The sequence below is a fragment of the Vibrio sp. D401a genome (assembly GCF_030248515.1).
Classification (GTDB): domain Bacteria; phylum Pseudomonadota; class Gammaproteobacteria; order Enterobacterales; family Vibrionaceae; genus Vibrio; species Vibrio rotiferianus.
Window position 1 is genome coordinate 21,190 of sequence record NZ_JAHGAI010000018.1, and the last position, 14,175, is coordinate 35,364.

The window sequence follows — 14,175 nt, forward strand, 5'->3', positions numbered from 1 at the left end:
TTAGAGTTTCACTGCTAATTTAACGCCTTGACGAATGGCCCGAACCGCATCCAGTTCACCAGCATGATCGGCACCACCGATGATATGCAGCTTCTCTCCCAATTCATGCCATTTATCTTCGAATGGGCGAACTGACTCTTGACCAGCACAAATCACCACTTTGTCGGCTTCTAACAACTGCTCTTTGCCATTCACATGGATATGTAAACCCGCATCATCAATTTTGTCGTACGATACGCCACCGTACAGGTGAACGCCGCGCTTCTCTAATGTACGTTTGTGAATCCAACCGGTCGTTTTACCTGGGCCTTTACCTACACGTCCCTTACGACGTTGAAGCACCCACACTTCTTTATCGCTCACCGCATCTGGATAAGGATACAAACCGCCCGGTTGAGACATCTCTTTATCGATGCCCCATTCGTGCAGCCAATCATCAAGTGTTTGGCCGACAGGCTCTGTAATCATGGTGGCAACATCCACACCAATACCACCAGCGCCGACGATCGCAACTTTCTCACCAACTGGGGTTTTATCTCGAATCAACGTTTGGTAGTCGACGACTTTCTCTGGGTTATCAATACCATCGATTTTGACTTTACGTGGCTCAACACCTGATGCCATGACGACTTCATCGTACTCAGTAAGTAAATCATAATTGGCTTCTGTCTCTAGATGCAGATTCACACCGGTTTCTTCAATGCGGTTTGCAAAGTAACGAATAGTCTCACGGAACTCTTCTTTACCCGGAATCTGCATCGCTAAGCGGAACTGACCGCCAATGCGATCATTCTTCTCAAACAAATCAACTTTATGCCCACGCTCAGCCAGTGTCGTCGCACAAGCCAAACCCGCAGGTCCAGCACCGACTACAGCAATGTTTTTCTTCTTGAAAGCGTCTTCAACAACGATTTCCGTTTCGTAACACGCCAGCGGGTTAACCAAACAGCTTGCGCGCTTACCTTTGAAAACATTATCCAAGCAGGCTTGGTTACAGCCAATACACGTATTGATTAACTGAGATTTCTCTTGCTCCGCTTTGGCAACAAAATAAGGGTCAGCTAAGAAAGGGCGCGCCATTGAGACCATATCTGCTTGCCCAGATGAGAGAATACGTTCGGCATCGTCTGGGGTATTGATACGATTACAGGTGATAATAGGCACTGACACATGAGGTTTGACTTTCTCTGTCACCCACGTGAATGCCCCACGAGGAACCTGAGTGGCAATGGTCGGAATACGTGCTTCGTGCCAACCAATACCCGTGTTGATAATGGTTACGCCTGCTTCTTCTAACGCTTTCGCTAACTCAATTACATCCTCAAACGTGCTTCCTTGCTCGACCAAATCAAGCATTGAAAGACGGAAGATAATAATGAATTTTTCACCGACCGCTTTGCGTACCGCTTTAACGATTTCAACCGGGAAGCGCATACGTTTTTTATAACTGCCACCCCATTCGTCATATCGCATGTTGGTACGTTTACATAAGAATTGGTTAATCAAATAACCTTCAGAGCCCATCAGTTCAACACCATCATAGCCAGCTAGCTGAGCCAGCTCTGCACTATTAGCAAATGCTTCGATGGTATTTTTAATTTGGCGAGCACTCATTTCACTTGGGGCAAACTTCGCGATTGGCGCTTTCATGCCTGACGCACTTTGTGCGAATGGGTGCATTGCATAGCGCCCAGCATGAAGGATTTGCAGAGCGATCTTACCGCCATGTTTATGTACGGCTTCTGTCACAACCTTGTGTGCTTTAGCATGCTTAGGTTTACTGAACTCTGCACTCAAAGGATGTAATCGACCACGTAGATTGGGAGAGAAACCGCCCGTCACGATCAGACCTACACCGCCTTTTGCACGTTCTTCATAAAACGCGGCAAGCTTTTGTAGACCTTCTTTATGCTCTTCTAGGCCTGTGTGCATTGATCCCATCAGGACACGGTTTCGTAGTTGTGTAAAACCTAAGTCCAGTGGCTTTAACAAGTTCGGGTACATGGCAGACATCACTAAACATCCATTTTTATTGTTGTGGTCTGACCACAGTACGCCGCAAAAATCAAAAAATCAAACAGCCGTTTACATTTTTGCAACACACGTCAATCTCACGTTAAAATATGCCAATTGTTGAATTGCCGTGATAAGCTAAAAAAATTGTTATCTTTTGAGATCTTAGAGATAAGAACCCATACTTTGTAAGATTAGGGAATGACTATCTCGTTATGGAGACAAGATGAAAAAACTCTTCAAATTTATTGGTCTGATATTTAAGGGGATATGGAAAGCCATCACCTTTGTCAGACTTGCACTGGCAAACTTGATCTTCCTAGTGATGATTGCCGTTTTCTACTTTGCCTTTACCTACACGGGCGAAGGTCAACCTACCGTTGAAAAAGAATCCGCGCTGGTGATGAACCTGTCTGGCCCTATCGTAGAACAACGTCGCTATGTAAACCCGATGGATTCGATAGCTGGCTCAGTTCTTGGTAACGAAATCCCGAAAGAGAACGTGTTATTCGACATCGTCGATACCATTCGTTACGCGAAAGACGACCCGAAGATTTCCGGCTTAGTACTCGCACTCCGCGATATGCCAGAAACAAACTTGACGAAGCTTCGTTACATCGCAAAAGCACTCAATGAATTCAAAGCGTCAGGTAAACCTATTTATGCCGTTGGTGACTTTTACAACCAAAGCCAATACTACCTAGCAAGTTACGCAGACAAAGTTTATCTCGCTCCTGATGGCGGTGTACTGATTAAGGGTTACAGTTCTTACTCGATGTACTACAAAACATTGCTTGAGAAGCTAGACGTTTCAACACACGTGTTCCGCGTAGGTACCTATAAGTCTGCCATCGAGCCATTCATTCGCGATGATATGTCAGATGCAGCAAAAGAATCAGCAACACGTTGGATCACGCAGCTTTGGAGCGCTTTTGTGGACGATGTTGCCACTAACCGCAATATCGACGTGAAAGTTCTGAATCCGACGATGGACGAGTTGCTAGCTCAAATGAAATCCGTGGATGGTGATATTGCCCAATTGGCGAAAAAGTTAGGCTTGGTTGATGAACTCGCCACCCGTCAAGATATTCGTAAGTTGTTCGCCGAACAATTTGGCAGTGACGGTAAAGACAGCTATAACGCAGTGAGCTACTACGATTATCTTGTAACTATGCGTCCTGACCTGTCAATGCCAGAAAGTGATGTTGCTGTCGTTGTCGCTAGCGGCACAATTATGGATGGTCAGCAACCTCGTGGCACTATTGGTGGTGACACCGTTGCAAGCTTGCTTCGCCAAGCGCGTAACGATGACAAAGTAAAAGCTGTGGTACTTCGTGTAGATAGCCCAGGGGGGAGCGCATTTGCTTCAGAAGTTATTCGCAACGAAATCGAAGCGCTGAAAGAAGTTGGCAAACCTGTGGTTGTGTCCATGTCTAGCCTCGCGGCTTCAGGCGGTTACTGGATCTCTATGAGCGCCGATAAAATTGTAGCTCAACCAACAACGCTAACAGGTTCAATTGGTATCTTCAGTGTCATTACGACATTCGAGAAAGGCTTCAACAAAATTGGCATCAGCACTGATGGTGTTGGTACATCCCCATTCTCTGGTGAAGGTTTTACCACTGGTCTTTCTAAAGGCGCATCTGACGCATTCCAGCTTGGTATCGAGCATGGCTATAAGCGTTTCATTTCTTTAGTTGGTACTAATCGTGATATGTCACTAGAAGAAGTAGATAAGGTGGCGCAAGGTAGAGTGTGGACTGGGCAAGATGCGATGTCATTCGGTCTTGTGGACCAAATGGGTGATTTCGATGATGCCGTTAAGTTGGCAGCGCAGCTTGCTGACATCACTGACTACGGCATCTACTGGGTGGAAGAACCTCTATCACCTACCGAGCAGTTTATCCAAGAGTTCATGAACCAAGTGAAAGTGTCTCTAGGTATCGACGCTACAAGCTTTTTACCGAAGAGCCTTCAACCTATTGCTCAACAGTTCGAACAAGACGCAAGTATGCTACAAAGCTTCAACGATCCTAAAGGCCAATACGCATTCTGTTTAACTTGCCAAGTGCAATAGCACTCTGAATCATAGTCTAAAAGGGGCAGCTCTGTGCGAGATGCCCCTTTTTATTAGGTTTCATTCCGCTATAATCCCCGCCACTGTTCCCCTACATGAAAGTTAAATATAACGATGACTAGAAAACACATCTACATCGCTTACACTGGCGGTACCATCGGTATGCAGAAATCCGATGACCATGGTTACGTACCAGTAGCAGGTTTTATGGAAAAACAACTTGCTAGCATGCCAGAGTTTCACCGTCCAGAGATGCCAGATTATACGATCCATGAGTACGAGCCTCTGATCGACTCTTCTGATATGACTCCGGCAGACTGGCAGCAGATCGCCGATGACATCCGTGACAACTATGAAAAGTACGATGGTTTCGTGATCCTTCACGGTACCGATACTATGGCGTATACGGCATCTGCTCTGTCTTTCATGTTAGAAAACTTGGGCAAACCCGTTATCGTGACAGGCTCACAAATCCCGTTGGCGGAGTTACGTTCGGATGGTCAAGCGAACCTGCTAAACGCGCTACACATTGCGGCAAATTACCCAATCAACGAAGTCACATTATTCTTCAATAACCAGTTGATGCGCGGCAACCGTAGTACCAAGTCTCACGCAGATGGCTTTAATGCCTTTACTTCACCTAATCTACCTCCATTGCTGGAAGCGGGTATCAATATCCAAATCAGCAACAACATTACTGTGGGGGCAAAGCCAGAAGGTGAATTCAAAGTACATAACATCACACCACAGCCTATTGGCGTGATCACTATGTACCCAGGTATTTCGCACGAAGTAATTCGCAACACGCTACTTCAGCCTGTAAACGCGATGATCTTGCTGACGTTTGGGGTGGGCAATGCACCACAAAATCCAGAATTACTTGGCCATCTGAAAGAAGCATCTGAGCGCGGAGTCATCGTCGTGAACCTCACTCAATGTCTGGCGGGTAAAGTCAACATGGGTGGCTATGCAACAGGCTGTGCTCTTGCGGAGTCAGGTGTTATCAGCGGCTTTGATATGACGCCAGAAGCTGCGCTAGCAAAACTGCACTACTTGTTAAGCCAAGATCTGTCTTACGAACAAATCAAAGACAAGATGCAGGAAGTATTAAGAGGAGAAATGAGCCTGTAAACTCATTTCAAATGCTAAGCCCAACTTATGCGTTGGGCTTTTTGGGCGTAAATTTTAGTCTAAGTTTGGGTTCACTCTAACTATATCTGCCTCTTCTTGACAAAACTGCTTCTTAAGTTCTTGTTTCGACTTAAAACTTATTTCCCCACCTGCAGCAACCGTCATGTGCTGTGCTTCCGTATTGTGCTTAGATTGAAACAACATCACAGCTTGCATACATGAGTCTCGCTGCTCTTGAGAAAGTGGTGTACCCTCAGGCCATCTACCCGTTTCGACCGCATAAACCAAGCGATCATAGACTTCTGGGGTTATCGCGTTTAGTAATTGTTCTGCGTTCATCATGTACCTTTTTATTACATTTTCATCACAGAAAATAACCGGATACTAAACAGAGTCAAGACAACACAAATAAATTGGTGTAACGGATCACAAGCAAAATGATGAAACGTACAAATTGGCTAGTTGCAACCACCTTTTCTCTATTACTCACTGGCTGCTTTGAAGGAAACTTAACAACCGAAGAGCTGTGTGAAAAGAATCCTGAACTTCGTTGCGAACAGCTCAACATGAGTGATGGGCAGTGCCGTATTCCGCGTACCAATTTGGTATGGCACCGCTTTGAAGTAATGAAAGCCCCAACAGAAGCAAATAAAGTTCAAGAATATAAACTGGTTGCTGAGTACCGTAAATGCCTAGAACTCGCTTCTCAGATCACCCCTATCGACCAAAGTGCACTTAAAAGGCAACGCTTCAATGCTTTAGTTAATAGCATCGATGAGCTAGAGCGCATTGTTAATGATTTACAATCCACATCAGATCCATCAACGCTATACTTTCTTTGGTCTCAAACTGGTGACAACAGCGCGAGGCGAAAATTCTTGCAAATGGAAGGAACAGCCGCATTAGATACTGCTGAATTGCAGTTCGCTTTAGCCACTTTTTACACGACTCGCGATCAAGAAAAGACTATCACTATCCTCGATAAGGCATTGTCTCTGACTCAAGACGGAAAAGTGAACCCTGAGATCCTCAAGTCTATGGCAAGTATCCATCAAGGTTTGAACAGAAAAGAGCGTGCTTACATTTGGACGATGGTAGCGAAGCGATTTGATGTGCAAGTCGCCTCTGAAAAAAACCTAAAAGTCATGTTTCACTTTTCCGATGCAAGTAAATATGACGAGCTTGACGATATAGCAGGTAAGGTCGCTAAAGCGATTGATAAAGGCCATTATCACCCAAGCCTCATTCCTACTAACCTTGAATAACTGCTTCACCAAGCTGAATAAGGTAATAATTAATTGAACAGAACACCCTTCTTAGGGTGTTCTTGCATTTGGGTAAGCAGCCACTCACTTGTTATGAATGAAAAATGAAAGGATGAAACATTCTTACATTATATAGTGCGACTATTGTTCTGATTTGTTGAAAATTAACGACACCGAGTTGACGCAGTAGCGTTCACCGGTAGACACCGGACCATCCTCAAAAACGTGACCTAGGTGGCTATCACATGCCGCACAACGTATCTCAGTTCGAACCATTCCGTGACTTAAGTCCTTCAAATAACGAATCGCATCATTATTTATTGGTGCATCAAAGCTCGGCCAACCACAGCCAGAATCATACTTGTTGTCGGACACAAAAAGAGGCGCATTACAGCAGGTACATGCATACACTCCGGTATCTTTGTTATGGAGCAGCTTGCCGCTAAATGGAGGTTCAGTACCTTGCTCACGACAGACATGATATTCCTCAACAGATAACTGCTCACGCCAGTACTCATCGGACTTCGTTACTTTTATTCCATCTTTCTTCACAGCATTCATTTCCTTCTTTCTTATTTTTGGCAATGACTTTTTGAGCAAAAAACTTGCTTCTCGTAACAGTTGTAGCACATACTTTCTCACCAGGACACCATGTGTAATTAATTTGATACGAGTACTTATCTCAAAAGTTATATTACGCCAACTGGAATGTAGAATAACTAGATAAAAGTTTAAAAAACGAGCATTTGCGAAGAATTGTTAAAAAAAGCGTCGCTTTTTTTTGACTTTAAACAAGTTAAGTCCGATTATCTGTTGCAGATGTTTACTGGATTCTGTAATTTTACTACCAGTTATCTTTAATCAGAAATTAAGTTGTGGAGCAACTATAATGACTATCAAAGTAGGTATTAACGGTTTTGGCCGTATCGGTCGTTTCGTATTCCGTGCAGCGCAAGAGCGCAACGACATCGAAGTTGTAGGTATTAACGACCTTATCGACGTAGATTACATGGCATACATGCTTAAGTACGACTCAACTCACGGCCGTTTCAACGGTACTGTTGAAGTTGAAGGCGGTAACCTAATCGTTAACGGTAAAACTGTACGTGTAACTGCTGAGCGCAACCCTGAAGATCTAAAATGGGATGCTATCGACGTTGACGTAGTAGCTGAAGCAACTGGTCTTTTCCTAACTGACGAGACTGCACGTAAGCACATCACTGCTGGTGCTAAGAAAGTTGTTCTAACTGGTCCTTCTAAAGACGCGACTCCAATGATCGTTATGGGTGTTAACCAAGACACTTACGCTGGTCAAGACATCGTTTCTAACGCTTCTTGTACTACTAACTGTCTAGCGCCTATCGCTAAAGTTCTTAACGACAAGTTCGGTATCGTATCTGGTCTTATGACTACAGTTCACGCTACTACAGCAACTCAAAAAACTGTTGACGGTCCTTCTGCTAAAGACTGGCGCGGTGGTCGTGGTGCTTCTCAGAACATCATCCCATCTTCAACTGGTGCTGCTAAAGCTGTAGGCGTTGTTCTTCCAGAACTAAACGGCAAACTAACTGGTATGGCTTTCCGCGTACCAACAGCTAACGTTTCTGTAGTTGACCTAACAGTTAACCTAGAGAAAGGCGCATCTTACGAAGCTATCTGTGCAGCAATGAAAGAAGCTTCTGAAGGCGAACTAAAAGGCGTTCTAGGCTACACTGAAGACCAAGTTGTTTCTCAAGACTTCATCGGCGAAGTTCAAACTTCAGTATTCGATGCTAAAGCTGGTATCGCTCTAACTGAAAACTTCGTTAAAGTTGTATCTTGGTACGACAACGAAATCGGTTACTCAAACAAAGTTCTAGACCTAATCGCTCACATCTCTAAGTAATTAGACAGTTAGCAATTAGCGAATAACTTCGTTAAAGAAAAGGCGGCTCTAGAGTCGCCTTTTTTGTATCTGGAATTTGAGAGAAGACAGACTCTGTTTTACATTTGATGTATGAAGTGTGTCGCGAAGTCTCTCCCCCAGCTATAGGAAACAGCACATGGATTTAAATACTCTCCCTGCCCTAACGGTTCTATCTGACAACGTGACAATCGTAGAAATCGATCAGGTTAAAGTCGTCCGCGTTATTCATGAGAAGGCTACTGCAGGCATCGCACTACACGGCGGTCATGTCGTATCGTTTACACCAGCAGGCCAAGAAGATCTGATCTGGATGAGCGAAAAAGCAATCTTTGATGGTAAAGCGGCACTGCGTGGTGGCATTCCAGTTTGTTGGCCTTGGTTTGGCCGCGTTGCTGCGCCAGCACATGGATTTGCACGCACTGCAGAATGGGAATTAGTTGAACACCGTGAGAACGACAATGGCGTGATCGTTGAACTGGCTCTGTTCCCAACTGAAGAAATTCACGATATCTGGCCACACATGTTCGATGCTCGCCTAGTTGTTGAAATCAGCGACGAGCTAAAAGTGACATTGAAAGTCATGAACATCGATGATGAAGAGTGGACATTCTCTGGCGCGCTGCACACTTACCTAAATGTCGGTGACATCAACCAAGCACAAACAACAGGTATGGGTCCTGAATACATCGATAGCCTAAAAGCAGGTGAAATCTGCAAAGGTGGCGAAGTTCTTCAGCTAACCGATACTATTGACCGTGTTTACACTCAACCAGAAGCGCAAATTTTGGTGAAAGATCCAGTATTAGGCCGCACATTGAGCGTAGAGAACCAAGGTCATAACTCGGCAGTATTGTGGAACCCTTGGGCAGAGGGCGCGCAAGGCATGGGTGATATGGCTGACAACGGTTACCAAACCATGATGTGTGTTGAGTCGACGGTTCACGCTCCAAGTATCGAGCAAGGCAAAACGCTTCAACCTGGCGAGACACATGAGCTTATCACTGTGATTTCTGCGCAGTAATCCAATTTTAAAGGCCGGTTCACCCGGCCTTTTTTACAGTTCCATACTAAGACCAATCAAAGCGAATTGAGACGATGGAGCAACCATGAAATACCACATTTATTCAATATCACTTCTTACAAGCTTATTGTTTGGCTGTGCTAGCTCTGAGGTCTTGTTACACGCAGAGAAAAACGTCTTCGAATACAAGCAGTTGTCACCGACACAATTTCAAGTCTATTGCCCAACCGGAATTTGCCGCTTCCAAGTCTCCGCGGACGAGAAAACGGCAGTAAGCATTGAGATGTTCTACGGAGAAGGCAAACCGTTCAAGAAGATTGAGGGGCTTACCTACGACAATCAAAATCAATACCCAGCGTCGAATGCTTTTACTCTTCCCGTAGAGTCAGGCAACGAGAGGCTATCCGTGCAAGTTATCGACTATTACAGATAACCTCTCTCCATTATCGTTCGGAATAATGAATAATAGACTCTCGATAAAGCGAAAGCAGTGTATCGCTTTTCACACCGACGCCAACGTTTTGCGCAGAGAAAGCGCTCCACTCATCGTGCATGTATTTGCGTTGGTCGGTTTTCTGAATCGTCATCCCTTCGGCAGGTCCATCAGTCACTACTCGGACGGCACCACTGCGCAAAGTAAACAGCTCAGGATCAATGACATACGCAATCGCAGAAGGGTCATGGACATGGCAACCATCCAATCCAACCTTCTCGGAGTAAAACTTCAAATAGTAGCGGCTCACATCCCAAATGAACTGCCCCACTTCTCCCGCATCCTCTCGCAGTTGGTCTAGGTATTGCCCCGTAAAGAAGCTCTCTTCCGTAACATCCAAGCCGATGATGACGACCGGCCACGAAGCCGTGAATACCTTATCTGCGGCATGAGGGTCGTCATGAATGTTTGCTTCCGCAAATGGCGTAACATTGCCTCGATGATCGTTCTCACCAAAAGCGCCGCCCATTACAACCACTTCCTTAACCAAGTTAACGATTTCTGGGTCTGCTTCCAAAGCGAGCGCAAGGTTAGTTAAAGGGCCCACGGCCACCAAGGTGATTTCTCCCGGTTCTGCTCTAACGCTGTCGATGATGAACTGATAGGCAGGCGTATCAATGGCACTTACATCCAGTGCGCTCGGCGCCTTCACATCACCAAAGCCAGCTTCCCCGTGTACGACAACTGTTGCTCCAACCGGCGCTTTTACTAAAGGCTTATCCGCACCTTTCGCAACCAATGCTTTCATACCAAACTTCTGTTTTAGGTAAAGGGCGTTTTGTGTCGCGTTGTCTATCGTTGCATTACCATAAACGGTTGTAATGGCCATAAGGTCGATATCAGGATGGGCTTCAGCAAAAAGAATGGCCATCGCATCATCGATGCCAGGATCTGTGTCTAGGATGATTTTCTTTGTCATAACAGCTTCTATTAAACGCTTGGAAAGCCCCAACAATACCTATAAAAAACAAGGATAAACGTGACCAAAGCCGAAGGTATGAGCTTTCTTTTTCTCACCATGCTAACCGACGAATTGAATGAATACAAAAAGATCGCTATCCAGAGTGGCGATTCATCCGTTCTTTCTGAAATAAACTGAGCAATCAAGCGGTCATTTCCTATCTAAGCTATTGGTTGCTCTTATTTTTTGACAATTAACTTAATAAATATCAAAAAAACTCGTCATATAAATCGCTAGCATGCCGATACAACATTTATAACATCTATCAATAATCAGGAAAGACACTACATGCTAGACAAATATCGGAATCAAAGTGTTGGTTTCCAGCTCAAACTGGTCATCACACTGTGTCTGCTTATTGCATTTTCAAGCATTGCTGCGCTTGTTTATCAAAACGCTTCAAACGTACTTTTAGAAAACACGCTGAAAGAACATCAATCTAAAGTGGAATCGATGGCAAAAACCATTGCAGGCCAGTTCAATGCTTATCTGCACACGGCAGAAGTTTTAGAATCAACATTCCGTAATGGTTATTTAGCGGGCGTCTATGTCGAGAGTTACAACGTCGACTTTCAAGGTCACCAAGTACCAAACATCACCCAATACAGCGAAAGCTTGATTGGTGACACTAAGTTAGTTGATAGCTTCACTCGTGACACTGGTGCTGTTGCGACCCTGTTTGCTCCAATGGGCAACGACTTCATTCGCGTCGCTACTTCACTAAAAGATCCTCAAGGTAAGAGAGCGCTTGGCACTACATTAGGGCTTAACCACCCCGGTTACCAAAAGCTTAAAAACGGCCAGCCTTACTATGCGCAAATCAAACTTTATGGTGAGCGCTACATCACCTACTACGCACCTTTAAAAGACGCGAATGGTAAGGTCAACGGTATCTCTTTCATTGGCTTACCTGTTGAGCGCGCGACCCAAGATCTATTCAGCTCGCTACAAAGCGTAAAATGGGGCGACACTGGTTACACCATCATTCTGGATAACGAAAAAGACAACCAAGGTCATTACCTTCTTCACCCAAAACACGAAGAGAGCGATCCACCGATTCAAGAAGTGTCTGACTACAACGGCAATAAGCCTTTCTACCAACTTTTCGAACAGGACAGTGGCTTAATTCGATACCCATTTGAATATCAAGGCACCGTGGGTGAAAAGTACCTAGTTTACACTCAAGTACCAGGTTGGAACTGGAAACTCTTAGGTGGCACTTTCATCAATGAAGTCACCAAAGGCAGCCAAGCTTTACTTCAACTGATTGCGACAATTTCTCTCATTGTGGCAGCGGCCACTTTTGTGGTGCTTACGCTTGTACTCAACCGAACGCTAAATCCACTCACCGTTTTGAATGGCTACATGAACCGTTTGGCAAAAGGTGAAGTGAGTATTGATATTCCTGCGTCAGGTAAAGCATCGAAAAACGAAATCATTAACTTGAACAACGGCGTTGCTAATATGGCGGGACAACTGAACGAGTTAGTTGGTCAGATTCGTTCGACCAGCGACCAAGTTGAAAGCAACTCGACCAGCGTTGTTGATGATGCCAACCGCAATCTTATGCAATCAGACTTACAGCAAGAGCAAGTAGAACAAGTTGTTACGGCCATTGAAGAAATGGCATCCTCAGCTCAATCTGTTGCACAGCAAGTGGAACAGATTGCCGTAAACGTTCGCTCTGCGAACACCGACAGCCAATCTGGCTTGGAAGTTGTCGAAGGTGTCTGCATCGATGTCGCACAATTGAATGACCAACTTGATCAATCGGCAGCAGCCATCGAACAAGTAAACAATGACAGTGAAAGCATTCAAACCGTCACTAAGATGATTGATGAGATTGCAGAGCAAACCAACCTCCTCGCACTCAATGCCGCAATTGAAGCCGCGCGGGCTGGCGAACAAGGTCGTGGTTTTGCCGTAGTTGCTGATGAAGTTCGTACCCTAGCCCACCGAACACAGACTTCCGTTAAAGACGTTGTCGAGATCATTGAAAAGCTAAAAGGCTCAACCAGTAATGCGGTCTCCATGATGAACGAAAGCCAGCAAAATGCGAATAAAGTACTCGATAAGGCGCAAGAAGCTGGTACGGCACTTGAAGCTATAGCAGGACAAGTTCAATCCATCGCCTCTCAAGCCGATGCCATTGCCGCAACGTCAGAAGAGCAAGCTCAAGTTTCACAAGAAATCGCTGCTAACGCTCACTCTATCAGTGAACTCAACCGCGAAAGCCGTGACACCAGCGCTAAAACGTCACAAAGCGCTACTGAACTACAGCAGCAAGCTCAGAACTTGAAGCAACAAGTGGATTTCTTCCACTAAGCACTCGTTAGCAAAACCGTTCAAAAGAGCCGATATATTCGGCTCTTTTTCTTTCGCTTGCCGCATCCCTTTTTGATAGAATCTGCCGCCCTACTATTTGTCCAGAGATCGTCATGAACTATCAATGCCCTCTATGTCATCAAGCTCTTACGCTCACAGCAAAGACGTTTAAATGTGATAACAATCATCAATTCGATCTAGCCAAAGAAGGCTACGTGAATCTGATGCCTGCTCACCATAAACGCTCAAAAGATCCAGGTGATAACAAAGAGATGATGCAGGCTCGTCGTCGTTTTTTAGAAGGTAACCATTACGATCCAATGCGACAAGAAGTGGCTCGCCTATGTGCAAAATACGCTGAGGGCACTGACCACCAGCTTTTGGATATTGGCTGTGGTGAAGGCTACTACACTGACCAAGTTCAGCAATCTCTGCACGCTCAAAATGAAGCGGCCAATGTATACGGTTTGGACATCTCTAAAGTAGCGATTCGTTACGCATCTAAGCGCTACCCGAACTGTGATTTCAGCGTGGCATCTAGCCACCGTCTACCATTTTCCGAGCAATCTCTCGATGCGGTTTTACGTATCTACGCGCCATGTAAGGCAGAAGAACTGCAGCGCGTCATCAAGGATAATGGCGTCGTCATTACTGTCACTCCTGCGGGTCGTCACCTGTATCAATTCCGTGAACGTATCTATCAAGAAGTGCGCCTACATAATGAAGAGCCTGAGAGCATTGACGGGTTTGAATTAGAGCATCAGCAAAAGCTCAACTACACCATGGACTTAAAAGACGGCGTAGCATTTGACCTACTACAAATGACCCCATTTGCATGGAAAGCCAGCGATGAACTTCGCGAAGAATTAAAGTCATCTACACTTTTCCAATGTGAGGCTGACTTTATGCTGCGCGTTTATCGAAAGAAAGCAGCTCAATCAAGCAAAGAACAATAGATTGTAATGTAAATTATTCTCATTAGC

Annotated in this window: 12 protein-coding genes; 8 read left to right on the forward strand and 4 right to left on the reverse strand. The window is 45.0% G+C overall.

The features are described 5' to 3' along the window. On the reverse strand, window positions 1-2,013 hold the full coding sequence (locus KIV41_RS08470; RefSeq protein WP_010449460.1) for an NADPH-dependent 2,4-dienoyl-CoA reductase: 2,013 nt from the start codon (window positions 2,011-2,013) through the stop codon (window positions 1-3). Between the two features lie 226 nt (window positions 2,014-2,239). Between KIV41_RS08470 and sppA the strand changes: the two genes are divergently transcribed. Further along, window positions 2,240-4,090, forward strand: a complete 1,851-nt coding sequence (gene sppA, locus KIV41_RS08475) for a signal peptide peptidase SppA (RefSeq protein WP_045387317.1) — start codon at window positions 2,240-2,242, stop codon at window positions 4,088-4,090. A 114-nt stretch (window positions 4,091-4,204) separates the two neighbouring features. Next, window positions 4,205-5,221, forward strand: a complete 1,017-nt coding sequence (gene ansA / locus KIV41_RS08480; protein WP_010449463.1) for an asparaginase — start codon at window positions 4,205-4,207, stop codon at window positions 5,219-5,221. 54 nt (window positions 5,222-5,275) lie between these two features. Here ansA and KIV41_RS08485 read toward each other — a convergent pair whose 3' ends face one another. After that, window positions 5,276-5,560, reverse strand: a complete 285-nt coding sequence (locus KIV41_RS08485; RefSeq protein ID WP_038884303.1) for a YeaC family protein — start codon at window positions 5,558-5,560, stop codon at window positions 5,276-5,278. Window positions 5,561-5,661: 101 nt separating this feature from the next. Between KIV41_RS08485 and KIV41_RS08490 the strand changes: the two genes are divergently transcribed. Beyond that, the gene (locus KIV41_RS08490) at window positions 5,662-6,486 is read left to right on the forward strand and encodes a DUF2989 domain-containing protein (RefSeq protein ID WP_045393565.1); all 825 of its coding nucleotides are present in this window, start codon (window positions 5,662-5,664) and stop codon (window positions 6,484-6,486) included. A 141-nt stretch (window positions 6,487-6,627) separates the two neighbouring features. Here KIV41_RS08490 and msrB read toward each other — a convergent pair whose 3' ends face one another. Continuing rightward, window positions 6,628-7,047 carry a peptide-methionine (R)-S-oxide reductase MsrB gene (gene msrB / locus KIV41_RS08495; RefSeq protein ID WP_082038817.1) on the reverse strand — a complete coding sequence of 140 codons (420 nt, stop codon included), beginning with the start codon at window positions 7,045-7,047 and terminating at the stop codon, window positions 6,628-6,630. A 328-nt stretch (window positions 7,048-7,375) separates the two neighbouring features. Between msrB and gap the strand changes: the two genes are divergently transcribed. From gap to KIV41_RS08510, 3 genes are all read left to right on the forward strand, one after another. Continuing rightward, window positions 7,376-8,371 (forward strand): type I glyceraldehyde-3-phosphate dehydrogenase, encoded by a 996-nt coding sequence (gene gap, locus KIV41_RS08500; RefSeq protein ID WP_010449472.1) that lies wholly within the window; start codon window positions 7,376-7,378, stop codon window positions 8,369-8,371. A gap of 157 nt (window positions 8,372-8,528) precedes the next feature. Continuing rightward, a complete protein-coding gene (locus KIV41_RS08505) occupies window positions 8,529-9,413 on the forward strand; it encodes a D-hexose-6-phosphate mutarotase (RefSeq protein WP_010449474.1) in 885 nt (294 codons plus the stop codon). A gap of 85 nt (window positions 9,414-9,498) precedes the next feature. Then, window positions 9,499-9,846 (forward strand): hypothetical protein, encoded by a 348-nt coding sequence (locus KIV41_RS08510; protein WP_045393555.1) that lies wholly within the window; start codon window positions 9,499-9,501, stop codon window positions 9,844-9,846. A gap of 10 nt (window positions 9,847-9,856) precedes the next feature. On the opposite strand, the gene KIV41_RS08515 is transcribed toward KIV41_RS08510, so the two are convergent. Then, entirely contained in the window at window positions 9,857-10,825 is a 969-nt protein-coding gene (locus KIV41_RS08515) for a nucleoside hydrolase (RefSeq protein WP_285336082.1), read from the reverse strand. Between the two features lie 330 nt (window positions 10,826-11,155). On the opposite strand from KIV41_RS08515, the gene KIV41_RS08520 reads away from it, so the two are divergent. Further along, window positions 11,156-13,192, forward strand: coding sequence for a methyl-accepting chemotaxis protein (locus KIV41_RS08520; RefSeq protein WP_252040936.1), 2,037 nt, complete (start codon window positions 11,156-11,158; stop codon window positions 13,190-13,192). 113 nt (window positions 13,193-13,305) lie between these two features. Continuing rightward, window positions 13,306-14,148 (forward strand): 23S rRNA (guanine(745)-N(1))-methyltransferase, encoded by an 843-nt coding sequence (gene rlmA, locus KIV41_RS08525; RefSeq protein WP_045393546.1) that lies wholly within the window; start codon window positions 13,306-13,308, stop codon window positions 14,146-14,148. Window positions 14,149-14,175: the final 27 nt, after the last annotated feature.

Coding starts and splice junctions, on each gene's coding strand:
- KIV41_RS08470 (WP_010449460.1), bottom strand. CDS start 2,013: ATGTCTGCCATGTACCCGAACTTGTTAAAGCCACTGGACTTAGGTTTT.
- sppA (WP_045387317.1), top strand. CDS start 2,240: ATGAAAAAACTCTTCAAATTTATTGGTCTGATATTTAAGGGGATATGG.
- ansA (WP_010449463.1), top strand. CDS start 4,205: ATGACTAGAAAACACATCTACATCGCTTACACTGGCGGTACCATCGGT.
- KIV41_RS08485 (WP_038884303.1), bottom strand. CDS start 5,560: ATGAACGCAGAACAATTACTAAACGCGATAACCCCAGAAGTCTATGAT.
- KIV41_RS08490 (WP_045393565.1), top strand. CDS start 5,662: ATGAAACGTACAAATTGGCTAGTTGCAACCACCTTTTCTCTATTACTC.
- msrB (WP_082038817.1), bottom strand. CDS start 7,047: ATGAATGCTGTGAAGAAAGATGGAATAAAAGTAACGAAGTCCGATGAG.
- gap (WP_010449472.1), top strand. CDS start 7,376: ATGACTATCAAAGTAGGTATTAACGGTTTTGGCCGTATCGGTCGTTTC.
- KIV41_RS08505 (WP_010449474.1), top strand. CDS start 8,529: ATGGATTTAAATACTCTCCCTGCCCTAACGGTTCTATCTGACAACGTG.
- KIV41_RS08510 (WP_045393555.1), top strand. CDS start 9,499: ATGAAATACCACATTTATTCAATATCACTTCTTACAAGCTTATTGTTT.
- KIV41_RS08515 (WP_285336082.1), bottom strand. CDS start 10,825: ATGACAAAGAAAATCATCCTAGACACAGATCCTGGCATCGATGATGCG.
- KIV41_RS08520 (WP_252040936.1), top strand. CDS start 11,156: ATGCTAGACAAATATCGGAATCAAAGTGTTGGTTTCCAGCTCAAACTG.
- rlmA (WP_045393546.1), top strand. CDS start 13,306: ATGAACTATCAATGCCCTCTATGTCATCAAGCTCTTACGCTCACAGCA.